The organism is Streptomyces sp. NBC_01723 (genome assembly GCF_036246005.1).
In the GTDB taxonomy this organism is placed as follows: domain Bacteria; phylum Actinomycetota; class Actinomycetes; order Streptomycetales; family Streptomycetaceae; genus Streptomyces.
In genome coordinates, this window is record NZ_CP109171.1 from 5,691,642 (window position 1) to 5,713,292 (window position 21,651).

Sequence of the window (21,651 nt, forward strand, 5' to 3'; positions counted from 1 at the left end):
TTAGTTGAGAAGGCTGCCTTGGAGCTCAGCCCGCAGATCGGGCGTCAGAACCGTGCCCGCACGGTCCACCAGAAGGGCCATCTCGTACCCAATGAGGCCGATGTCCGCCTCGGGGTGTGCAAGAACGGCGAGGGACGAGCCGTCGGAAATGGACATGATGAACAGGAATCCCCGCTCCATCTCCACAACCGTCTGGTTCACGCTGCCGCCCTCGAAGATGCGCGAGGCACCGGCGGTCAGCGAGGTCAGACCGGAGGCGACGGCCGCGAGCTGGTCGGCACGGTCGCGCGGGAACCCCTCGGACATCGCCAGAAGGAGTCCGTCGGCGGAGACCACCACCGTGTGGGACACCCCCGGGGTGTTGTCCACGAAGTTGGTGATCAACCAGTTGAGGTTCTGCGCCGCCTGGCTCATCGGGCTCACACTAACGCTCCTGGTTGTAGGTGCTGTCAGGACCACGGTGTTCATTCCTTGTGTCCTGGCCGTTCGTTTCACTGCCTGCGTTGCGGCCTCGCTCGACACCGCGCCGCAGGTTGCTCAGCCTGCCCCGGACGTCCTCCGGAGCGCGGGAGACCTGGGGGCCTCCCTGTGGAGTGGTTTCGGCGGCGCCCTCGACCAGGTTGGCCTTGGGTACCCGCCGCGGCAGGCCCGAGGAGGTCACCCCGCCCGCCTTGGGCTTGCGCAGCGAGGAAGCCTGCTGCCAGCGGTCGTCGTTGGCCGACCGCCAGTTGTCCCGGCCGTTCGCCCCCGGAGCGGCGGCGGCCGGCGTCTCGTGACCCACGGGCCCCGCATCGCCCGCGCCGCTCGCGGTGGATCCGCGGCGGGGAAGACCGGCGTTGGTCATCTCGTGGGCGGCGGAGGGGGCCGGGCCCGGACGGTCGAAGCCTACGCGGTCCGGCTGGTTCACGTCAGCGGCCTGCACGGATTGCGCCTCGGGAGCACCCGTGGGGTACTGCTCGGGATAGCCGCCCCGGTAGTCGTCCTGCTGCGGCCAGTCGTCCTGGGCACGCCGCTGCTCGAAGGGCGCGTACGTGTCCGGGGCGCCGGCCTGCTGCTGCCCGCCGTGGCCCTGCTCGGCGTACGACGACGGGTCGCCGTAGCCGCCGCCCTGCGGGTAGCCCTCGCCCTGCTGCAGGCCGCCGTTGGGCGCGTAGTACCGCTCGTCGTACGACGCCTGCTGCGGTTCCTGGTACGCCTGCTGCTGGTCGGCGAAGGCCTGCTGCTGGTCGTAGGCGCCGCTCTGCTGATCCGCGTAAGCCTCGCGGCCGGCGTCGTAGCCAGGCTGCTGGGCCTGCTGGGACTGCTGGGGCTGCTGACCGGTGAACTGGTCCTGGAACCCGGGCGTCCCGCCGTTTCCGGCGCCCTCGGGGCCCGCCGGGCCGGGCAGCTCGGGGTGCGACTGGGCCTCCAGGGCCGCCCTGCGCTCCTCCCGCATCAGCGAGCGGCCGACGGGGTCCAGCTCCCGTATGTCGTCGGGGACCTCGGAGTACCGGCTGTCGTCGAAGCCCAGCTCGGCGGCGGTGCGCATGGGCTGACCGCCCTGGGAGAAGTTCTCGCCCCGGAAGTCCTGCTCCGGGATGATCTGCGAGACGGTGAACTCGGTGCGCTGCTGGTCGCCACCGCCACCGTGGGTGATGGCGTCCGGGAGCATGACCAGCGAGGTGGTGCCCGCCTGCTCGCCGGAGGGGCGCAGCTGGACCCGGATGCCGTGCCGGTCGGACAGCCGCCCGACCACGAACAGGCCCATGCGCTGCGAGATCGCGGCGTCCACGGTCGGCGGGTTGGCCAGCTTGTGGTTGATGTCCGCGAAGTCCTCGGCGGTCAGGCCGATTCCCTTGTCGTGGATCTCCACCATCACGCGGCCGTCGGGCAGCCGGGTCGCGGTGACGCGGACCTTGGTCTGCGGGGAGGAGAACGTGGTCGCGTTCTCGAGGAGCTCGGCGAGCAGGTGCACGAGGTCGGTCACGGCGCGGCCGTGGATCTCGGCCTCCGGCACGCCGGACAGCTCGATGCGCTCGTACTGCTCCACCTCGGAGGAGGCGGCGCGCAACACGTCGACCAGCGGGACCGGCTGGTCCCAGCGGCGGCCGGGCTCCTCGCCGGCGAGGACCAGGAGGTTCTCGCCGTTGCGCCGCATACGGGTGGCGAGGTGGTCCAGCCGGAAGAGGTTCTCCAGCTGGTCGGGGTCGGCCTCGTTGTTCTCCAGGTCGGTGATCAGGCTCAGCTGGCCCTCGATCAGCGACTGGTTGCGGCGCGACAGGTTGGTGAAGATCGCGTTGATGTTGCCCCGCAGCAGGGCCTGCTCGGAGGCGAGCCGGACCGCCTCGCGGTGCACCTGGTCGAAGGCGCGGGCGACCTCGCCGATCTCGTCGGTCGAGGTGATCGGGATCGGCTGGACCCGGGTGTCGACCCGGCCGGGGTCGGTGCGGGAGAGCTGGTCGACCAGCATCGGCAGGCGCTGCTCGGCGATGCCGAAGGCGGCGTTGCGCAGCCGGCGCATGGAGCGGCTCATCTGGCGCGCCACCATGCCGGCCAGGATGAACGCGGCGAGCAGCGCGATGACGACCGCGGCACCCGTGATGTAGGCGTCCCGCTCGGCGTCGTCGGCGATCGTGGACGCCTCGGAGACCGCCTTGTCGGCCAGGTCCGACTCGATCTTCTGGTACGCGTCGAACTTGAGGGTGTTGACCGCCCACCAGTTTTCCGGCGTGATGCCCTGCTGGGCCAGCTCCGCCCGCGCACCGGTGTCCGTGGAGTCCAGCTGGGCCAGCTCCGAGATCATCGTGGTCGGGTTGGACGGCGGCGGCACGTAGTCCGGGTCCTTGGCCCTGGCCTCCTTGGCCATGGCCGCGCCGTCCGTCTTGAGCTTCGCCTCGGCGTCCTCGAGCTTCTGCGCGTCCGCCTCGGTACCGCCGCCGATGTACTCCTCGATCGCGATGCGCTCCAGGTAGGCGTACGAGGAGAGGGCGACCCGCTGGCTGGCGAGGTGGCTGGGGTCCGGACCGGGCTTGACCAGCATGTGCATGCCGATCGAGCGCTCCAGGGAGAGCGCCGCCTTGGTCAGGGAGATCGCGTAGACGGTACGGCCGTAGGAGGTGATGTTGCCGGTGCCCAGACCGAGTTCGTTGGCGAACTCCATCAGGGGGTGGGCCACACCGGTGTAGCCCTCCTCGGTCTCCACGCCCTTGAGTTTGGTGGTGTATGCGGCCGCCCGCAGCGTCTGGAGCTTGGGCTCCTGCTCGCGGAAGACCTTCAGCCGGCGCTCCAGACCCGGCTTGGCGGGCATGCCGGCCGCGGCCTCGTCGAAGGCGTCGGCGGCGTCGTCGGTCGCCTGACGGGCCTTGGTGACGGTCGCGTCCTTGTCGCCCTTGCCCTGCAGCAGCGGGGCCGCCGTGATGTCGCGCTCGTTGTAGAGGGCGTTGGCATACCCGAGGGAGGCCTGCACCAGACGCGCGGTGCTCTCCGCGTCCTCGGCGTCGCCCCAGGTGTCGATGGAGCTCTTCACCTGGAAGCCGCCCATGACCAGGCCGACCAGCACGGGTATGAGCAGGATCGCGTTCAGCCGGGTGGTCACCCGCCAGTTGCGCGGCGAGAAACGGCCACCGGCGGCGGGTTCGTCCTGGGGTTCCGCAGCAGACGCGGGGGCGGGCGCCGCTGTGCGCGGCGGCGGGGTGAAGTTGCCCCGGGCCGATGGCTCGGGACTGTTCTTGCTTCGCCTCACTCGACCAACAACCTCTCGGCGGTCGGCACCTACGTCGTGCCGCTGTGTCTCAGAGCCCAGTCCGTCGACGAGTACGTGCTACTGCTGAGTACGTCTCGTGCGTGATTGACCCTTGGGCAGTTCTGGCATTCCAGCACGGCGACCAGCGCTCTTCCAAACAGTGGAACGCGGGGGTTACACGTGATGTAAGCCCCGCGTAAAACGGTCATAAAGAGCGAGGCCCGTCAAAAGACGGGGCGTTCGTGCGCGCAGCGAGAGCAGTTGACCGCGTCGCGTGTCGGTACCACCCGATTCCTCTGCCGAAACGTTATGAACAGCCGAGCCGACCGTGTCAAAGGACACAGCCGGCTCGGTCCCGTCTACGACAAGTGCCGTAGGACCCTGCCGACTTGGCTGCGATCACCCGCAGACCCGCGCAGCCCTACCGCAGGCGTGCCATCAGCGCATGTTCCACCAGCGTGATCAGGGCCGACTTGGCGTCGGCGCGGTGCCGGGCGTCCGTCGTGATGATCGGGGTGTCCGGGCCGATCTGGAGCGCCTCGCGCACCTCGTCCGGGGAGTACGGCTGCTGCCCGTCGAAGCCGTTGAGCGCGACGACGAACGGCAGACCGCTGTTCTCGAAGTAGTCGACGGCCGGGAAGCAGTCGGCCAGCCGGCGGGTGTCGCAGAGCACGACCGCGCCGATGGCGCCGCGCACCAGGTCGTCCCACATGAACCAGAACCGGTCCTGGCCGGGCGTACCGAAGAGGTACAGGATCAGGTCCTGGTCGAGCGTGATGCGGCCGAAGTCCATCGCGACCGTGGTGGTCGTCTTGTCACCGGCGTGCGTGAGGTCGTCGATCCCGGCGCTGGCCGAGGTCATCACGGCCTCGGTGCGCAGCGGGTTGATCTCGGAGACGGCGCCCACGAACGTGGTCTTGCCGACGCCGAAGCCGCCGGCGACCACGATCTTCGCGGAGGTGGTCGCCCGGCCTCCGTCAGAGCTTTCGAAGTCCACTGAGCACCCTTTCGAGCAGTGTCACGTCCGGTGCACCGCCGTTGTTCTCGTCCCCGCCGGGCTGGTGGATGGCGACGAGCCCGGCCTCCGCGAGGTCCGCGACCAGGATCCTGGCCACGCCGAGCGGCATCGCCAGCAGGGCCGACACCTCGGCCACCGATTTCACCTCGCGGCACAGGTGGCAGATCCGCTGGTGCTCCGGGAGCAGCCCCATGAGCGCTGCCGGGTCGGCCGTCGTGCTGATCAGCGCCTCGATGGCGAGCTGGTAGCGCGGCCTGGTCCGGCCACCGGTCATCGCGTAAGGACGTACCAGCGGCTGGTCGCCCTCGTCCTCGTACGGCTCCGCGTACGGATCATGAGAGGCGGTGGGCGGGGTCATGAATCCTCCGGGCGGGACAGCAAGTCGGTCAGTCAAGCCGTCTGATGTGGCCGGTGGGGGGATTGTGGCGGCCGGACGGTGATTTGGTAACACGGGTGGTGCCGGGGCGGATCAGTGGAGCAGACTTCCTTGTAGTTCAGCGCGCAAGTCCGGTGTGAGGACCGCACCCGCGCGGTCGACCAGGAGCGCCATCTCGTAGCCGACGAGGCCGATGTCGCACTCCGGGTGGGCGAGGACGGCCAGCGAAGAGCCGTCCGAGACGGACATGAGGAAGAGGAACCCACGTTCCATCTCCACGACCGTCTGCGCCACGTCGCCGCCCTCGAAGATCCGGGACGCCCCGGCCGTCAGCGAGGTCAGACCCGAGGCGACGGCCGCGAGCTGGTCGGCGCGGTCGCGAGGGAATCCTTCCGACATCGCCAGAAGGAGTCCGTCGGCGGACACGACGACGGTGTGGGACACCCCTGGGGTGTTGTCCACGAAATTCGTGATCAACCAGTTGAGGTTCTGTGCCGCCTGGCTCATCGGGCTCAACTAACGCTCCTGCTGGTGAGTGGGCCGCGGGTAGCTGCCGGTCTGGTTGGTACCGGCCTGACGGCCCTGTGCGATTCCCCGACGGAGATTGGTCAGCCGGCCGCGCACTTCGTCCGGCGCGCGCGAGATCTGCGGACCGTTCTGGTGCGACTGCTGCTGAGCCGTCCCCGGGACGAGGTTGGCCCGGGGGACCCGGCGCGGGAGGCCGGAGGTGGTGACCCCGCCCGCCGCCGGCTGCCGTACGCGTTCCGCCTGCCGGACGAGGTCGTCGTTGGGCGAACTGCGCCAGGCAGAGGTGGCGGGCCGCTGCGGGGCCGCCGGGGTCTGGGGCTGGGCGGCCTGCGGCTCCGGCGCGGCGGGCTGCTGGGCCTGCTGCTGCGCCCTCGCCTCGCGGTCGCCGTGGAACCAGTTGGTCTCCAGCGTGTCGTACAGCGGCGTGCGCCCGTCACCGGGGCCGGTGGCCGGGGGCAGGGCCCAGCCGTCCTGGGGCCGCTGCTGCGCGGGGGTCCCGTTGGTGTTGCCGCCCGCGGGCTCCTGGTGGACGGGCTGCTGCGGGGACGGGGCCGGCGGGCGCGGTGCGCCGAAGTCGTTGCCGCCCTGCGCGCCGTTGACCTGCGGGCGCTCGAACGGGCCGGGGGCGGCCGGGTTCGTGCGGCTCGGCTGGCCATGCTGCCCGGTGGAGCCGTTGTCGTACCCCTGGGCGCCCTGGGCGCCGGCGAACCGGTCGGCCTGGGCGGGTCCGTTCGGGCCGGTCTGACGGGGCTGACCGCCGAAGACGTCCGAGCGGACGAAGGCGCCGTTGCCCTGCTGCGGGCCGTTCTGCTCGGGCCGCGCGAACTGGTCGTTGCGCGGGGTGTCCGTGGAGCCGCCCTGGCCGTACTGGTCGCGGCCGTACTGGTTCTGCGGGTACGCGCCCTGGTCGTACTGGTTCTGGTTCTGGTCCGGCCGCGTGAACTGGCCCGTGTTCTGCGGGGCGTCCTGGCGAGGGGCCGGGGCGTCGAAGTCGGGGCGGGCGAACTCGGCCGTGGCGGCCGGGGACTGGGGCTCGCCGAACCGCGGCACGGCCGGCATCTCCGCCGTGGAGCCCGGGCCCTGCCGGTCGTCGAAGTCCGGCGTGCGGCGGGTACGGGAGCTGTCCGGCTCCTCGTGACCGCGCGGGGCGTCCAGCGAGGCGCGCTCCACGGGCGGCTGCGCGTTCTCGTCGCTCCAGCTGGGCGTGCGGGGCTGCGGGTTGCCACCGGGCAGCTCGGCCCGCGGACCACCGCGCGGCGGCAGCTGCGGACGACGGCCCTGTCCGGCGTCGCCGTTGTTCCCGCGCTTGCCGCGCTGCGGGGGCGCGGCGGGACCGCGGCCACCGCCGAAGACGTCCTGGCCCTGCGGGGCGTTGCCCTGCGGCGCGTTCATGCCCGCGGCCTGCAGACCCTGCGGGGCACCCGGCGCCTGACCGGCACCGGCTCCCGCGCCGGCCGGGGCCGGGCGGTTCTGCTGGCCGGGACCGGCCGGGGACTGGGGACCGCGCGGACCGCCGGGCGCGCCCGGGCGACCGTCCGTGTCCCGTCCGGGGAGCGCGGCCCGCGGACCCTGCGCGGCACCGAGCCGGCCGCCCGGAGCACCGCCACCGAGCGCGCCACCGCCGCCGAAGGCACCTCCGGCGAGGGCGCCGCCCTGGCCGCCGCGGCGGGCCGCTGCGACACCCGCGGCGGCCTGCGCGGCCGCCGGACCGCCGTTGCCGGAGGCGGACTGCCCCGGCTTCGGCTGCGGCTTGCGACCGCCCTGGGCGACGTCCACGGGCAGCATGACCAGCGCGGTCGTGCCACCGGAGTCGGACGGCCGCAGCTGGATGCGGATGCCGTGGCGCTGCGAGAGGCGGCCGACCACGAACAGACCCATGCGGCGGGAGACGGAGACGTCCACGGTGGGCGGCGAGGCGAGCCGCTCGTTGATCGCGGCGAGGTCCTCGGGGGAGAGGCCGATACCGGTGTCGTGGATCTCGATCAGCACCCGCCCGTCGGGCAGCGCGTGACCGGTGACCTTGACCTTGGTCTGCGGCGAGGAGAACGAGGTCGCGTTCTCCAGCAGCTCGGCGAGCAGGTGCACGAGGTCGTTGACCACGCGGCCGGCGACCTCGGTGGTCGGCACGGAGGCCAGTTCGATGCGCTCGTACTGCTCCACCTCGGAGGCGGCGGCACGGAGCACGTCGACCAGCGGGACCGGCCGGGTCCAGCGGCGCCCGGGCTCCTCACCGGCGAGGACGAGGAGGTTCTCACCGTTACGGCGCATGCGCGTCGCGAGGTGGTCGAGCTTGAACAGCGAGGACAGCTGGTCCGGGTCGGCCTCGCGGGACTCCAGTTCGGAGATGAGCGAGAGCTGACGCTGGATGAGGCCCTGGGAGCGGCGCGAGAGGTTGGTGAACATCGCGTTGACGTTGCCCCGCAGCAGGGCCTGCTCGGCGGCGAGGCGGACCGCCTCGCGGTGCACGTCGTCGAAGGCCGCGGCCACTCGGCCGATCTCGTCCCGGGAGTGCACACCGACCGACTCCACCGAGGTGTCGACGTCCTGCGGGTCGGTCTCGGAGAGCTGCTTGACCAGCTCGGGCAGGCGGTCCTGGGCGACCTTGGTCGCGGTGTCCTCCAGGCGGCGCAGCGAGCGGATCATGGACCGCGCCACGACGAAGGCGCCGACCAGCGAGACGCCGAGCACGAGCAGGATGAGGACACCGGAGATGATGGCCTCGCGCTCGGACTCGTTGCGCAGCTCGCGGGCCTGCTGCTCCATGTCCTCCAGCAGCTTCAGCTCGATGTTCTTCATCTGCTGGATCTTGGTGGAGCTCTCGTCCAGCCAGTCCTGGTACGACCGGGGCTTGAGGTCGCCCAGCCCGTTGACGCCGCTGAGGGCGCGGCCGGCGTACTGGTCGGACGCCTCGATGACCGGGTTGCCCTCGGAGATCGGCTTGAGGAGTTCCTCGGCGCCGTCGCCGTAGATGCTGGTGAAGCTGCGGATCTCGGACGTCTGGCTCTGCAGCGCCGACTGGGCGTAGAGCCGGTCGTTCTCGGAGAGCTTGCCCTTGCTGGTGTTGTTCGCGGGGAGCGCCGCCGCCAGGACCGCGCGCTGGATGGACGCGTACTCCTTGGCCGAGGAGAAGGCCGACAGGGCGCGCGTGCGCTGAATCATGTCGGGGTTGCTGGTCGCCTCCGCCATGTCCTGCGAGAGGTCGAGCAGGTGGTTGATCAGGCGGTGGTAGGCCTCGACGGTCTGGGTCGAGTTCTGCTTGGCCTGGTACGCCGTGCCGCGGATCTTGTTCAGGTCGTTCAGGTCGCTCGCGAGGCCGACGAGGCTGTCGCGGACACCGACGAGGTTGCCGTCCTTGCTGGCGGCGTCGATCTCCTCGGAGTTGTCGAGGAAGTTCTTGAGGGCCCGGTCCGTCTTCTCGCGGTCGCCCTTGACGGCGATGGCGCTGGACGCCGAGCCGTGCGCCAGGGGGCCGGCGGACTGGTCGCGCTCCTCCTGGAGCGCGGCGGCCAGTTCGGTGGCCTGCTTGGTCATCTCGGTCAGCAGCTTCATGTTGTCGAGCTGCTGGATGTCGTCCATCGACTGGCTGATGCGCATCGCGCCCAGCGAGGTGGCCGCGACCACCGGGAGCGCGAGCAGTGACACCAGACGGGTGGAGATACGCCAGTTGCGCAGGGCTATTCGCGGTCCGGGGCCGCTCGGCGCGCCCTTGGCCGGCTTGGCGGACGGCTGCTGGCCGGGGGCGGCCGAATTGGCCGTCTGACCGGCGCGCTCTCCACTGTCGCCGGACGGGGTCTGGCCCTGGTTCTGGGCGTGCTGGGGCGAGGAGCCGACGGCCTTGGGGCCGGTCCCGCCATGCGGCTCCGGCTCCGCCGAAGCGCTGCCATCCCTCTTGAAACGTCCCTGCACTAGCGTCGCAACCTCTGGACCAGGCGCCCCTCCGCGTGAACGGCGGGACACGGTGTCGGCGTCATGGGGGCGCCCTGAATACGCCCCCGTGGTGGTCGTGAGTGACCGGCGCTGGTTTCCCCTTCTCGCCGCCGCCCGGCGCTGCTTTGCGCCCCCTGCGCGCCGGCTCGATCCTGCGGCGGTCCGTGGAATTCCAGCACAGTGCAGGATCTCCAACAAGGCCCGTGGGGTACGGCGTGAGATACGTGACAGCACGTGAGGGCCGAGTCACCAGACGTAGAAGATGATCACCCGCAAAAGGGACGTATGCCCGCGAGTTGTCGAGGTGCGGAGGGTGTCCCAGTCGCGATGATCAGGAGCGGAATGAGGGCTTCAGCGGTGAAATGTCTCATTGGTCCTGGTGTCACTGGAGTCGCAATTGACCGGTTTGACCCTTGATAAGTGAGCAAACTCACACGCAGATCGCGAGCCCTCCCCGAGTTGCCGGGGAATTGCATGTTTAGCCTGACGCTTTACAGAGAAGGCAAAACCGACAACCCGCGCCCTCGCAGGGGTCATCGCAGCCCCTCGGGCGCCCGGACCAGACAGGGCCTCCCACAACCGTGAAGACGACGATGATGTTCCACCAGATCGCCAACCCGCGGCGCACGACGCTGGCGCACCTCGACGACGCCGACGACCTGCGCACGCAGGAGCAGCCGGAGCACGCCGTCGAGCTCCCCGCCCAGACCGCCAACCCCCGGCGCACCGTCCTCATGGAGGTACCGGTCGGGGCCGCCGTCGCAGAGTAGTACGTCACCCCGGGGCCGCCCGTTCAGGCGGCACCGAGAGCACCAAGCGCCCGTCCGGCGGATCATGCCGGACGGGCGCGCCGCGTTAGCCTGGGGCGTCAGACTCCAGCCAGCTCAGTCAAGGGGCCAAGCAACCCGTGCGCATCGCCAGGTTCTCCATCGACGGGAACGTCGCCTTCGGCGCGGTCGAGGGCGACCAGCCGGACCAGCTCGTCCTCGACATCATCAAGGGCATCCCGTTCGGGGACTACGAGCTCTCCGGCACCAAGGTGCCCCTGAGCAAGGTGCGGCTGCTGCCGCCGGTGCTCCCGAACAAGGTCGTCGCCTTCGGCCGCAACTACGCCGAACACGCCCGCGAACTCGGCAACGAGGTGCCCGACGCCCCGTTCGCCTTCTTCAAGCCGTCCACCTCGGTGATCGGCCCCGGCGACGCCATCCAGTACCCCTCCTTCTCCGAGGAACTGCACCACGAGGCCGAACTCGCCGTCGTCATCGGCCGCATGTGCCGCGAGGTCCCGCGCGACCGCGTGCAGGACGTGATCTTCGGCTACACCTGCGCCAACGACGTCACCGCCCGCGACGTGCAGCGCCGCGAGAAGCAGTGGGCCCGGGCGAAGGGCTTCGACTCCGCCTGCCCGCTGGGGCCCTGGGTGGAGACGGACATCGACCTCGCCGCCGCGGCCGACCTGACCATCCAGCTCACGGTCAACGGCGCCCAGCGGCAGCTCGGCCGCACCAGCGAGATGATCCACTCCATCGAGGACCTGGTCGTCAACATCTCCGAGGCCATGACGCTGCTCCCCGGCGACGTGATCCTCACGGGGACCCCGGCCGGCGTCGGCCCCCTCAACGTCGGCGACGAGGTCGCCGTCACCATCGAAGGCATCGGCACTCTCACCAACAAGGTTGTCAAGCGTGGCTAGCGCACCCGGCTCACCCGTACGCGTACGTTTCTGTCCGTCCCCCACCGGCAACCCCCACGTGGGTCTGGTGCGCACCGCCCTGTTCAACTGGGCGTTCGCCCGGCACCACCAGGGCACGCTGGTCTTCCGCATCGAGGACACCGACGCGGCCCGCGATTCCGAGGAGTCGTACACCCAGCTGCTCGACGCGATGCGCTGGCTGGGCTTCGACTGGGACGAGGGCCCCGAGGTCGGCGGCCCGCACGCGCCGTACCGCCAGTCGCAGCGCATGGACATCTACAAGGACGTCGCCGAGAAGCTGCTCGCCGCCGGCCACGCCTACCGCTGCTACTGCTCCCAGGAGGAGCTGGACAGCCGCCGCGAGGCCGCCCGCGCGGCCGGCCGGCCCTCCGGGTACGACGGCCACTGCCGCGACCTGAGCGACGCCGAGGTCGAGGGGTACGAGGCCGAGGGCCGCGCGCCCATCGTCCGCTTCCGGATGCCCGACGAGGCGATCACCTTCACGGACCTGGTCCGCGGCGAGATCACCTACCTCCCCGAGAACGTCCCGGACTACGGCATCGTCCGCGCCAACGGCGCCCCCCTCTACACGCTGGTCAACCCGGTGGACGACGCCCTGATGGAGATCACCCACGTCCTGCGCGGCGAGGACCTGCTCTCCTCCACCCCGCGCCAGATCGCCCTGTACAAGGCGCTGACCGAGCTGGGCATCGCCAAGGAGATCCCGGCCTTCGGCCACCTCCCGTACGTCATGGGCGAGGGCAACAAGAAGCTCTCCAAGCGCGACCCCCAGTCGAGCCTGAACCTCTACCGCGAGCGCGGCTTCCTCCCCGAGGGCCTGCTCAACTACCTCTCCCTGCTCGGCTGGTCGCTCTCCGCCGACCAGGACATCTTCACGATCGACGAGATGGTGGCGGCCTTCGACGTCTCCGACGTGCAGCCCAACCCGGCTCGCTTCGACCTGAAGAAGTGCGAGGCGATCAACGGCGACCACATCCGGCTGCTGCCGGTGAAGGACTTCACCGAGCGCTGCCGCCCGTGGCTGAAGGCCCCGGCGGCCCCCTGGGCGCCCGAGGACTTCGACGAGACCAAGTGGCAGGCCATCGCGCCGCACGCGCAGACCCGCCTCAAGGTCCTCTCCGAGATCACGGACAACGTCGACTTCCTGTTCCTGCCGGAGCCGGTCCTCGATGAGGCGAGCTGGGCGAAGGCGATGAAGGAGGGCTCGGACGCCCTGCTCGTCACCGCCCGCGAGAAGCTGGACGCGGCCGACTGGACGTCCCCCGAGTCCCTCAAGGAGGCTGTCCTGGCCGCCGGCGAGGCGCACGGCCTCAAGCTCGGCAAGGCCCAGGCCCCGGTCCGCGTCGCCATCACCGGCCGCACCGTCGGCCTGCCCCTCTTCGAGTCCCTGGAGGTCCTGGGCAAGGAGAAGGCACTGGCCAGGATCGACACCGCGCTGGCCCGGCTCACGGCCGCGTAACGCACGAGCACGAGTGCGTAGAGGGCGGCACCCGCACGGGTGCCGCCCTTGCCCCACCCCGGCCGGGCCGGCCGGCTGTCCGAGGTCAGGGCTCTGCCCGGCCTGCGGATGCGAGTCCCCGCGGGTGCTCATCGAGACCGAGGGCCTCGCCGCCCGGCAGCCGGTGGCGAAACGGCCCGGCCCGCCGCTCTCGCTGTCTAGGCTGGGTCCCATGCCGATCAAAGCCGTCGTATGGGACGTCGACGACACCCTCTTCGACTACACCACCGCCGACCGCGAGGGAATGCGGGCCCACCTGGTGGCCGAAGGGCTTCTCGCCGGGTACGGGTCGGCGGAGGAGGCCCTCGTGCGCTGGCGGCAGATCACCGACCGGCAGTGGGCGCGCTTCTCCGCCGGTGAGGTGGACTTCGTCACACAGCGGCGCGACCGCATCCGCGAGTTCCTGGGCCGGCCGGAGCTGACCGAGGCCGAGGCCGACGCGTGGTTCCAGCGCTACGTCACGCACTACGAGGCCGTCTGGTCCCTCTTCCCTGACGTGGTGCCCGTCCTCGACGCCCTCGCCGGCAGCCACCGGCACGCGGTGCTCTCCAACTCCAGCCTCACCGTCCAGGACCGCAAGCTGCGCGTCCTCGGTGTGCACGACCGCTTCGAGACCATCCTGTGCGCCGCCGAGCTGGGCGTCTCCAAGCCCGAGCCCGCCGCCTTCCTTGCGGCCTGCGACGCCCTGGCTCTCCCCCCGGCCGAGGTCGCCTACGTCGGCGACCACCCGGAGATCGACGGACGCGGCGCCGCCGAGGCCGGGCTGCTCTCCGTGTGGATCGACCGGGGCGGCGTCTACGCGACGGTGGAACCGCCGGAGGGGCCGCGCCGTATCGCCTCCCTCTCCGAACTCCCCGCGCTGCTCGGCGCCGATACCCGTTTTGGAGCCCCGTCCACCTTCGGGTAATGTTCTTCCTGCGCCGCCGAGGAGCGGGCCGAAAGGGCCGGGAACCGGAAGCGCGACGCTAGAGCGAAACCCCATCAGGGGCTTGCGTTCCAGTGGCCTATGGTGTAATTGGCAGCACGAGTGATTCTGGTTCACTTAGTCTTGGTTCGAGTCCAGGTAGGCCAGCTCGCAGAGCTATATCTGCAATGCCCCCGTTGTGTAGCGGCCTAGCACGCCGCCCTCTCAAGGCGGTAGCGCCGGTTCGAATCCGGTCGGGGGTACGGTGATCTCTCACGAGACGATCGCTAGGGCCCCCGTTGTGTAGCGGCCTAGCACGCCGCCCTCTCAAGGCGGTAGCGCCGGTTCGAATCCGGTCGGGGGTACGAACTGGTCTAAACCACATTGGTCTATGGTGTAATTGGCAGCACGACTGATTCTGGTTCAGTTAGTCTAGGTTCGAGTCCTGGTAGACCAGCTCGGATCTGCGGCGATAGAGCATGAAACGCCCGCAAGATCCACGCCCCCGTTGTGTAGCGGCCTAGCACGCCGCCCTCTCAAGGCGGTAGCGCCGGTTCGAATCCGGTCGGGGGTACGAGATCAGAAGGCCCTCCGCTTCGGCGGAGGGCCTTCTGGCGTTCCCAAATCCCCGTACATCCGCGTCGGTTCGGCGTCCCGGGCTCGGTCGGGGCCCTGACCGGGGGAGGGCCCGCCGCGGCGTTGAGGCGGGCCCGTCCCCGGTCACGCAGGGGAAGGTGCCGGTCAGCCCGTGCGGCGCAGCGCCTCCGAGAGGCGGCCGGCGGCGTCGATGATCGCCTGGGCGTGCATCCGGCCCGGGTGGCGCGTCAGGCGCTCGATGGGGCCGGAGACGGACACGGCCGCCACCACGCGGTTGGAGGGGCCGCGCACCGGCGCCGAGACGGACGCGACGCCCGGCTCCCGCTCGCCGATCGACTGGGCCCAGCCGCGCCGCCGCACGCCGGACAGCGCCGTCGCCGTGAAACGGGCCCCCTGGAGGCCGCGGTGCAGGCGCTCGGGCTCCTCCCAGGCCATCAGGATCTGCGCCGAGGAGCCGGCCTTCATGGTGAGCGTGGAGCCGACCGGGACCGTGTCCCTCAGGCCCGACAGACGCTCGGCCGCGGCCACGCAGATGCGCATGTCGCCCTGGCGGCGGTAGAGCTGAGCACTCTCGCCCGTGACGTCGCGGAGGTGGGTGAGCACCGGGCCCGCGGTGGCCAGCAGCCGGTCCTCGCCGGCCGCCGCGGCCAGCTCGGCCAGGCGCGGGCCGAGAATGAAACGGCCCTGCATGTCGCGCGCCACCATGCGGTGGTGTTCCAGTGCCACGGCCAGGCGGTGAGCCGTGGGTCGTGCCAGTCCGGTCGCAGCGACCAATCCCGCGAGGGTGGCCGGGCCGGACTCCAGAGCGCTCAGGACGAGGGCCGCCTTGTCCAGAACGCCGACGCCGCTACTGTTGTCCATGAAACGATACTCCCGTCTCACTCTGTGAAACGCAAGTTCAATTTTCCATGGAACGCGCCACCCTGGATGGCACGAAGTCACAACGGCCCGTGACGTAAGGGCCTGGTGGCGGTTGCCCGGAAACACAGGGGTGCGGGCGCCGCTTCCCCAAAGATCTCTAGTTGGGCCGACGCTTCGTCGCCGGCCGGAGGGAAAGCGATGGGTAGGACACTCGCGGAGAAGGTCTGGGACGACCACGTCGTCCGGCGCGCCGAAGGCGAGCCCGACCTCCTCTTCATCGATCTGCACCTGCTGCACGAGGTGACCAGCCCGCAGGCCTTCGACGGCCTCCGCAAGAGCGGCCGCCCGGTGCGGCGGCTCGACCTGACCATCGCCACCGAGGACCACAACACCCCGACACTCGACATCGACAAGCCCATCGCGGACCCGGTCTCCCGGGCCCAGCTGGAGACGCTGCGCAAGAACTGCGCGGAGTTCGGCGTCCGGCTGCACCCGCTGGGCGACGTCGAGCAGGGCGTCGTACACGTGGTCGGCCCGCAGCTGGGCCTGACCCAGCCCGGCACCACCGTGGTCTGCGGCGACTCGCACACCTCGACGCACGGCGCCTTCGGCGCGCTGGCCTTCGGCATCGGCACCTCCCAGGTCGAGCACGTGCTGGCCACCCAGACGCTGCCGCTGGCCCGTCCGAAGACCATGGCCATCACGGTCAACGGCGAACTGCCCGACGGCGTCACCGCCAAGGACCTGATCCTCGCGATCATCGCGAAGATCGGCACCGGCGGCGGCCAGGGCTACGTCCTGGAGTACCGGGGCGAGGCCATCGAGAAGCTCTCGATGGAGGCCCGCATGACCATCTGCAACATGTCGATCGAGGCCGGCGCCCGCGCGGGCATGATCGCCCCCGACGCCACCACCTTCGACTACCTCCGGGGCCGCCCGCACGCCCCCGAGGGCGCGGACTGGGACGCGGCGGTCGCGTACTGGAAGACGCTGCGCACGGACGACGACGCCGAGTTCGACGCCGAGGTCGTCATCGAGGCCGCCGAGCTGTCCCCGTTCGTCACCTGGGGCACCAACCCGGGGCAGGGCGCGCCGCTTTCCGCCGCCGTCCCCGACCCGGCTTCGTACGAAGACGCCTCGGAGCGGTTCGCCGCCGAAAAGGCCCTGGAGTACATGGGGTTGGAGGCCGGTCAGCCGCTGCGCTCCATCAACGTGGACACCGTCTTCGTAGGTTCCTGCACCAACGGCCGCATCGAGGACCTCCGCGCCGCCGCCGAGATCGTCAAGGACCGCAAAGTCGCCGACGGCGTACGGATGCTGGTCGTCCCGGGCTCCGCGCGGGTGGGCCTGCAGGCCGTCTCCGAGGGCCTGGACGTGGTCTTCAAGGAGGCCGGCGCCGAATGGCGGCACGCGGGCTGCTCGATGTGCCTGGGCATGAACCCGGACCAGTTGGCCCCCGGCGAGCGCTCCGCCTCCACCTCCAACCGCAACTTCGAGGGGCGGCAGGGCAAGGGCGGCCGTACCCACCTGGTGTCGCCGCAGGTCGCGGCCGCGACGGCGGTCCTGGGCCACCTGGCCTCCCCGGCCGACCTGTCCGCCGCCGACGTCCCCACGCCCGCTGGAGTCTGAGAGTCATGGAAGCATTCACCACGCACACCGGCCGGGCCGTCCCGCTGCGCCGCAGCAACGTCGACACCGACCAGATCATCCCCGCCCACTGGCTCAAGAAGGTGACCCGGGACGGGTTCGAGGACGGGCTGTTCGAGGCCTGGCGCAAGGACGGGTCCTTCGTCCTCAACCAGCCCGAGCGCCAGGGCGCCACGGTCCTGGTGGCCGGCCCCGACTTCGGCACCGGCTCCTCCCGTGAGCACGCCGTCTGGGCGCTGCAGAACTACGGCTTCAAGGCCGTGATCTCCTCCCGCTTCGCCGACATCTTCCGGGGCAACTCGCTGAAGAACGGCCTGCTCACCGTGGTCCTCGACCAGAAGATCGTGGACGCGCTGTGGGCGCTCACGGAGCAGGACCCGCAGGCGGAGATCACCGTCGACCTGGAGGCCCGCGAGGTCCGGGCGGACGGCATCACGGCCTCCTTCGAGCTGGACGAGAACTCCCGCTGGCGGCTGCTGAACGGGCTGGACGACATCTCGATCACCCTCCAGAACGAGGCGGACATCGCCACGTACGAGGCCAAGCGCCCTTCGTACAAGCCGCAGACCATCCAGGTCTGACCCCGGGCCCGCAGAGGCTCCCGCAAGGTCGAGTTTCGGCCACCCAACACCCCCGCCGTACCCCCGATCAGCCCGATCGGGGGTACGGCCGTTTTTGGTTCGGGCGGCGGGCGCCCGTCAGTGGTGAGGCGCACAACTTCCCACGTTAGAGGCTTGGTTGCCGGGGTACAGAGGTTCTGGAGGCGCGGGTTCCGGGAGAGCCCGGAAGGCCGTTCGGGGCGGCAGTTGCCCCCTGCGCAGGCGACAACTCGCCCCAGATGGCACAATCTGTGCATGGACCACGACGGCCAACTCGAGCTCTATGCGGCGGTCGCGGTCCGGCTCAAGGAAGCGCACACAAGAGTGCGCGCACTGCAAGTCCCGGAGGGCGTACGGATGGCGCTGACCCGGAAGCTGCTGGTCATTACGGCCGCGGCCAAACACGATCTCGCCGGTGCGGCAAGGCGCCTGGATCGGTTCACCGCCGACCTCGACGAGGGTCGATTCCCCGAAGAGGACGGCTGAACAGGCCGGGGCGGCCCGAGTCCGTTGCGGCACAAGGGTGATTAGCCCGTTTCGTGTTTGATTTGCGGTATATATCTGCCTAACGTGCGAAAAAGCTTGAACACATTCGTTCTGGCGATGTCTCCGAAGGGGAAGACGTGAACAAGGCGCAGCTCGTAGAAGCGATTGCCGACAAGGTGGGCGGCAGGCAGCAGGCCGCCGACGCCGTCGACGCGGTCCTGGACGCCCTCGTCCGTGCCGTGGTCTCGGGCGACCGGGTCTCGGTCACCGGCTTCGGTTCCTTCGAGAAGGTCGACCGTCCCGCCCGCTACGCCCGCAATCCCCAGACGGGCGAGCGGGTTCGGGTCAAGAAGACCTCGGTGCCGCGCTTCCGCGCGGGTCAGGGCTTCAAGGACCTGGTGAGCGGCTCGAAGAAGCTCCCGAAGAACGACATCGCGGTCAAGAAGGCCCCCAAGGGCAGCCTGTCCGGTCCGTCGGCCACGATCTCCAAGGCCGCGGGCAAGAAGGCCGCCGCCAAGAAGACCGCGGCGAAGAAGGCCACGGGAGCGGCGAAGAAGACCACCGCGGCGAAGAAGACCGCGGCCAAGAAGGCCACCGGAGCGGCGAAGAAGGCCACGGGCGCGGCGAAGAAGACCACCGCGGCGAAGAAGACCGCGGCCAAGACCACCGCGACGGCGAAGAAGACCGCGGCGAAGAAGGCTCCCGCCAAGAAGGCGACCGCCAAGAAGGCCCCGGCCAAGAAGTCGACCGCCCGCAAGACCACCGCCAAGAAGGCCACCGCCCGCAAGAAGTAGCAGCCGGCGGCAGCGGGCGAACAGGGCTCTCACGCGCCGGGCCGGACTCCCTCTCGGAGTCCGGCCCGCGGCGTTTTCCCAGGTCGTTCAGAGGGTCTGGAGCGTCACCAGCGTGATCCGGCGGTCCTCGCCCGCCCCCTCCGTCTCGATCCGCACCCGCTGACCCGGCCGAAGCAGCCGCAGGCCCCCCGCGTCGAACGCCGCCGCGTCGAAGGGCACGGGCGTGCCGTCGTCGAGCAGTACCTGCCCGCTGCGGCTTTCGGGGTCGTACGTGTACGCGGTCGCCTGCATGGCGGCAGCCTACTGCCCGGCGATCAGCAACCGCGCCGCCACCGCCGCCGTCCGGGGCCCCACCCCCAGTGCCAGGGCGGAGCGCAGATCACCGCCGGTGTCGACGTCCTGCCGTACGGAATCCACCGCGCCGAGGGACAGTTCCACCGCGCCGGACGCCCGGTGGCGGACCCGGGAATCCGGACCGAATGCCGGGGACAATTCGACGCCCGTCACTGCGGTCAGCAAGGTCGTGCCGATTCCGGCCGCGTCCGGGAGAAAAGCGCGCGAGAATTGCCCGGCCGCCGCCAGGACCCGCGCCAATTCCGCCGGCCGCAACGCGGGGAGATCCGCGTTGAGTGCCGCCACCGGAGTTCCGGGACGTGCCGCGCGGACCGTCGCGGCGCCGTGCGCCAGCGCCGCGTTCAGACCGCCCCGGGGCTCGTCCGTGACGAGGGCCGCGCCGAGCGCCGCCAGCTCCCGCCCGGCCCGTGCGTCGTTCGTGACGACTGCCACATCCGCGACCGCCGGGCAGGCCAGCGCGGCTGCCACGGCGTCCTGGGCGAACGCCAGCGCGAGATCCGGCCGGACCCCGTCGTCCGCGGTGTCCGACAGCCTGCTCTTGGCCCGGGCGAGGGGCTTCACGGGTACGACCAAGGTCCACTGCACGAGCGTTCCGTCCTTCTCTCGTCGCCGTCATTGTCACCTGGGAGACCTGGCGGTTCACTCGCCGGGGCGTACGGTGTTCTCGACAGACGGGCGGCCCGGGGCGACACTTGTCCGGCCCCAGGCCCTGGAGGAAAGGTGTCAGCGTGCCCCGCCGCAGAATCGGCTTCTGGTACCGCCTGGCCGCGGTGATCTGCAAACCGCCGCTCATGGTTCTGATCAAGCGGGACTGGCGGGGAATGGAGAACATTCCGGCCGACGGCGGATTTATCACCGCCGTGAACCACAATTCGCACGTGGACCCCTTCGCGTACGCGCACTATCAGTACAACACCGGGCGCGTCCCCCGATTCCTGGCGAAGAGCGGCCTTTTCAAGAAGGGCTTCGTCGGCGCCGCGATGCGGGGCACCGGACAGATCCCCGTCTACCGCGAGAGCACGGACGCCCTCAGCGCCTTCCGGGCCGCGATCGAGGCCGTGGAGCGCGGCGAGTGCGTCGCCTTCTACCCCGAGGGCACCCTCACCCGCGACCCGGACGGCTGGCCGATGACCGCCAAGACCGGTGCCGCGCGCGTCGCCCTGCAGACCAAGTGCCCGGTGATCCCGGTCGCCCAGTGGGGCTGCAACGAACTGCTGCCGCCCTACGCCAAGAAGCCGAACCTCCTACCGCGCAAGACCCATCGCGTGCTGGCGGGGCCGCCGGTCGACCTCTCGCGGTTCTACGACCGGGAGATGACCGCGGAGCTGCTGAAGGAGGCCACCGAGGTCATCATGGCCGCCGTCACCGGCCACCTGGAGGAGATCCGGGGCGAGAGGGCACCCCGGACCCCCTACGACCCGCGCCGCGAGCGGATCGAGCAGCGGCGCCGTACGCAGTCGCAGACACCGTCGCAGTCGCAGAAGGCGCCGGCACGGACGCGGGGAACGCAGGCAGAAGGGCAGAGCACGTGAGCAAGCCGGTCAAGGCGGCCGTCTTCGGCACCGGATCCTGGGGCACCGCCTTCGGCACGGTCCTCGCCGACGCGGGGTGCGACGTCACCCTGTGGGGGCGCCGCGCCGACCTCGCCGACGCAGTCAACTCCACCCGGACCAACCCGGACTACCTGCCCGGCGTGGAACTCCCCGCCGGCCTGCGGGCCACCACCGACGCCGCCGAGGCCGCGCGCGACGCCGACTTCACGGTCCTCGCCGTCCCCTCCCAGACGCTGCGCGCCAACCTCGCCGCCTGGACGCCGCTGCTGGCGCCCGACACGGTCCTGGTGTCGCTGATGAAGGGCGTCGAACTCGGCTCCGCGATGCGGATGAGCGAGGTCATCGAGGACGTCGCCAAGGTCGGCGCCGAGCGCATCGCCGTGGTCACCGGGCCCAACCTGGCCCGCGAGATCGCCGCCCGCATGCCGGCCGCCGCCGTGGTCGCCTGCCCCGACGAATCCGTCGCCCAGCGCCTCCAGACCGCCTGCCACACGCCGTACTTCCGCCCGTACACGAACACCGACGTCGTCGGCTGCGAACTGGGCGGCGCCGTGAAGAACGTGATCGGGCTGGCCGTCGGCATCGCGGACGGCATGGGCCTGGGCGACAACGCCAAGGGGTCCCTGATCACCCGCGGCCTCGCCGAGACCACCCGCCTCGGGGTCGCCCTCGGCGCCGACCCGCTGACCTTCTCCGGACTGGCCGGGCTCGGCGACCTGGTGGCGACCTGCTCGTCCCCGCTGTCCCGCAACCACACCTTCGGCACCAACCTGGGCAAGGGCATGACCCTCCAGGAGACCATCGCGGTCACCAAGCAGACCGCCGAGGGCGTCAAGTCCTGCGAGTCGGTGCTGGATCTGGCGCGCAGGCACGGCGTCGACATGCCGATCACCGAGACCGTGGTCGCCATCGTGCACGAGGGCAAGCCCCCGGTCGTCGCGGTCAAGGAGCTGATGTCGCGCAGCGCGAAGCCCGAACGACGCTGAGCGACACCGGACGGCACCCCGGGCGCCACCCGCGCCACGCGGCCCCGCCGACGCTGTCTCGCGGCCCTACGGGCGGGTACTCTCAACG

19 protein-coding genes and 5 tRNA genes are annotated in these 21,651 nt (G+C 70.7%); 15 read left to right on the forward strand and 9 right to left on the reverse strand.

Annotation, left to right across the window (positions count from 1 at the left end; genetic code table 11):
- The 6 genes from OIE75_RS26470 to OIE75_RS26495 form a co-directional block, all read right to left on the reverse strand.
- Complete coding sequence (locus OIE75_RS26470; protein ID WP_004983065.1) at positions 1-414, reverse strand: roadblock/LC7 domain-containing protein; 414 nt, start codon at positions 412-414, stop codon at positions 1-3.
- Between the two features lie 10 nt (positions 415-424).
- On the reverse strand, positions 425-3,721 hold the full coding sequence (locus OIE75_RS26475) for a nitrate- and nitrite sensing domain-containing protein (protein WP_329472310.1): 3,297 nt from the start codon (positions 3,719-3,721) through the stop codon (positions 425-427).
- A gap of 421 nt (positions 3,722-4,142) precedes the next feature.
- Positions 4,143-4,718 (reverse strand): GTP-binding protein, encoded by a 576-nt coding sequence (locus OIE75_RS26480; protein ID WP_003973455.1) that lies wholly within the window; start codon positions 4,716-4,718, stop codon positions 4,143-4,145.
- A complete protein-coding gene (locus tag OIE75_RS26485) occupies positions 4,699-5,097 on the reverse strand; it encodes a DUF742 domain-containing protein (RefSeq protein ID WP_003973454.1) in 399 nt (132 codons plus the stop codon). The genes OIE75_RS26480 and OIE75_RS26485 overlap by 20 nt, the downstream gene beginning before the upstream one ends.
- 111 nt (positions 5,098-5,208) lie before the next feature.
- A complete protein-coding gene (locus OIE75_RS26490) occupies positions 5,209-5,622 on the reverse strand; it encodes a roadblock/LC7 domain-containing protein (RefSeq protein WP_005479910.1) in 414 nt (137 codons plus the stop codon).
- Positions 5,623-5,631: 9 nt separating this feature from the next.
- Positions 5,632-9,549 carry a sensor histidine kinase gene (locus tag OIE75_RS26495; RefSeq protein ID WP_329472311.1) on the reverse strand — a complete coding sequence of 1,306 codons (3,918 nt, stop codon included), beginning with the start codon at positions 9,547-9,549 and terminating at the stop codon, positions 5,632-5,634.
- Positions 9,550-10,151: 602 nt separating this feature from the next.
- On the opposite strand from OIE75_RS26495, the gene OIE75_RS26500 reads away from it, so the two are divergent.
- The 9 genes from OIE75_RS26500 to OIE75_RS26540 all read left to right on the forward strand — a co-directional run bounded on the left by OIE75_RS26500 (position 10,152) and on the right by OIE75_RS26540 (position 14,260).
- Complete coding sequence (locus tag OIE75_RS26500; protein WP_064730001.1) at positions 10,152-10,340, forward strand: hypothetical protein; 189 nt, start codon at positions 10,152-10,154, stop codon at positions 10,338-10,340.
- Positions 10,341-10,477: 137 nt separating this feature from the next.
- A complete protein-coding gene (locus OIE75_RS26505) occupies positions 10,478-11,263 on the forward strand; it encodes a fumarylacetoacetate hydrolase family protein (protein ID WP_307015271.1) in 786 nt (261 codons plus the stop codon).
- Positions 11,256-12,743 carry a glutamate--tRNA ligase gene (gene gltX, locus OIE75_RS26510; RefSeq protein ID WP_307015273.1) on the forward strand — a complete coding sequence of 496 codons (1,488 nt, stop codon included), beginning with the start codon at positions 11,256-11,258 and terminating at the stop codon, positions 12,741-12,743. The genes OIE75_RS26505 and gltX overlap by 8 nt, the downstream gene beginning before the upstream one ends.
- A 211-nt stretch (positions 12,744-12,954) precedes the next feature.
- Positions 12,955-13,689, forward strand: coding sequence for an HAD family hydrolase (locus OIE75_RS26515; protein ID WP_329472312.1), 735 nt, complete (start codon positions 12,955-12,957; stop codon positions 13,687-13,689).
- A gap of 93 nt (positions 13,690-13,782) precedes the next feature.
- Positions 13,783-13,854 (forward strand) — tRNA-Gln (locus tag OIE75_RS26520).
- Between the two features lie 22 nt (positions 13,855-13,876).
- Positions 13,877-13,949: transfer RNA gene (locus tag OIE75_RS26525), tRNA-Glu, on the forward strand.
- A 29-nt stretch (positions 13,950-13,978) separates the two neighbouring features.
- Positions 13,979-14,051: transfer RNA gene (locus tag OIE75_RS26530), tRNA-Glu, on the forward strand.
- A 20-nt stretch (positions 14,052-14,071) separates the two neighbouring features.
- Positions 14,072-14,143: transfer RNA gene (locus OIE75_RS26535), tRNA-Gln, on the forward strand.
- A gap of 44 nt (positions 14,144-14,187) precedes the next feature.
- Positions 14,188-14,260 (forward strand) — tRNA-Glu (locus tag OIE75_RS26540).
- A gap of 167 nt (positions 14,261-14,427) precedes the next feature.
- Here OIE75_RS26540 and ndgR read toward each other — a convergent pair.
- Positions 14,428-15,144: an IclR family transcriptional regulator NdgR gene (ndgR, locus tag OIE75_RS26545; protein WP_053137572.1), complete on the reverse strand. Its 717-nt coding sequence runs from the start codon at positions 15,142-15,144 to the stop codon at positions 14,428-14,430.
- 198 nt (positions 15,145-15,342) lie between these two features.
- Here ndgR and leuC point away from each other — a divergent pair, with 198 nt between their 5' ends.
- The 4 genes from leuC (at position 15,343) to OIE75_RS26565 (ending at position 18,670) form a co-directional block, all read left to right on the forward strand.
- Positions 15,343-16,773 carry a 3-isopropylmalate dehydratase large subunit gene (gene leuC, locus OIE75_RS26550; protein ID WP_307015276.1) on the forward strand — a complete coding sequence of 477 codons (1,431 nt, stop codon included), beginning with the start codon at positions 15,343-15,345 and terminating at the stop codon, positions 16,771-16,773.
- 5 nt (positions 16,774-16,778) lie between these two features.
- The gene (gene leuD / locus OIE75_RS26555; protein WP_329472313.1) at positions 16,779-17,372 is read left to right on the forward strand and encodes a 3-isopropylmalate dehydratase small subunit; all 594 of its coding nucleotides are present in this window, start codon (positions 16,779-16,781) and stop codon (positions 17,370-17,372) included.
- Positions 17,373-17,645: 273 nt separating this feature from the next.
- Positions 17,646-17,876 carry a hypothetical protein gene (locus OIE75_RS26560; protein ID WP_122617654.1) on the forward strand — a complete coding sequence of 77 codons (231 nt, stop codon included), beginning with the start codon at positions 17,646-17,648 and terminating at the stop codon, positions 17,874-17,876.
- Positions 17,877-18,013: 137 nt separating this feature from the next.
- A complete protein-coding gene (locus OIE75_RS26565) occupies positions 18,014-18,670 on the forward strand; it encodes an HU family DNA-binding protein (protein WP_307015279.1) in 657 nt (218 codons plus the stop codon).
- Positions 18,671-18,757: 87 nt separating this feature from the next.
- On the opposite strand, the gene OIE75_RS26570 is transcribed toward OIE75_RS26565, so the two are convergent.
- Positions 18,758-18,961, reverse strand: coding sequence for a hypothetical protein (locus OIE75_RS26570; protein WP_122617656.1), 204 nt, complete (start codon positions 18,959-18,961; stop codon positions 18,758-18,760).
- A gap of 9 nt (positions 18,962-18,970) precedes the next feature.
- Entirely contained in the window at positions 18,971-19,609 is a 639-nt protein-coding gene (gene cofC / locus OIE75_RS26575; protein ID WP_329472314.1) for a 2-phospho-L-lactate guanylyltransferase, read from the reverse strand.
- 143 nt (positions 19,610-19,752) lie between these two features.
- Between cofC and OIE75_RS26580 the strand changes: the two genes are divergently transcribed.
- Entirely contained in the window at positions 19,753-20,556 is an 804-nt protein-coding gene (locus OIE75_RS26580; protein ID WP_307015282.1) for a lysophospholipid acyltransferase family protein, read from the forward strand.
- Positions 20,553-21,563, forward strand: a complete 1,011-nt coding sequence (locus OIE75_RS26585; RefSeq protein WP_307015284.1) for an NAD(P)H-dependent glycerol-3-phosphate dehydrogenase — start codon at positions 20,553-20,555, stop codon at positions 21,561-21,563. Before OIE75_RS26580 ends, OIE75_RS26585 begins: the two co-directional genes overlap by 4 nt.
- The last annotated feature ends 88 nt before the right edge of the window (positions 21,564-21,651 follow it).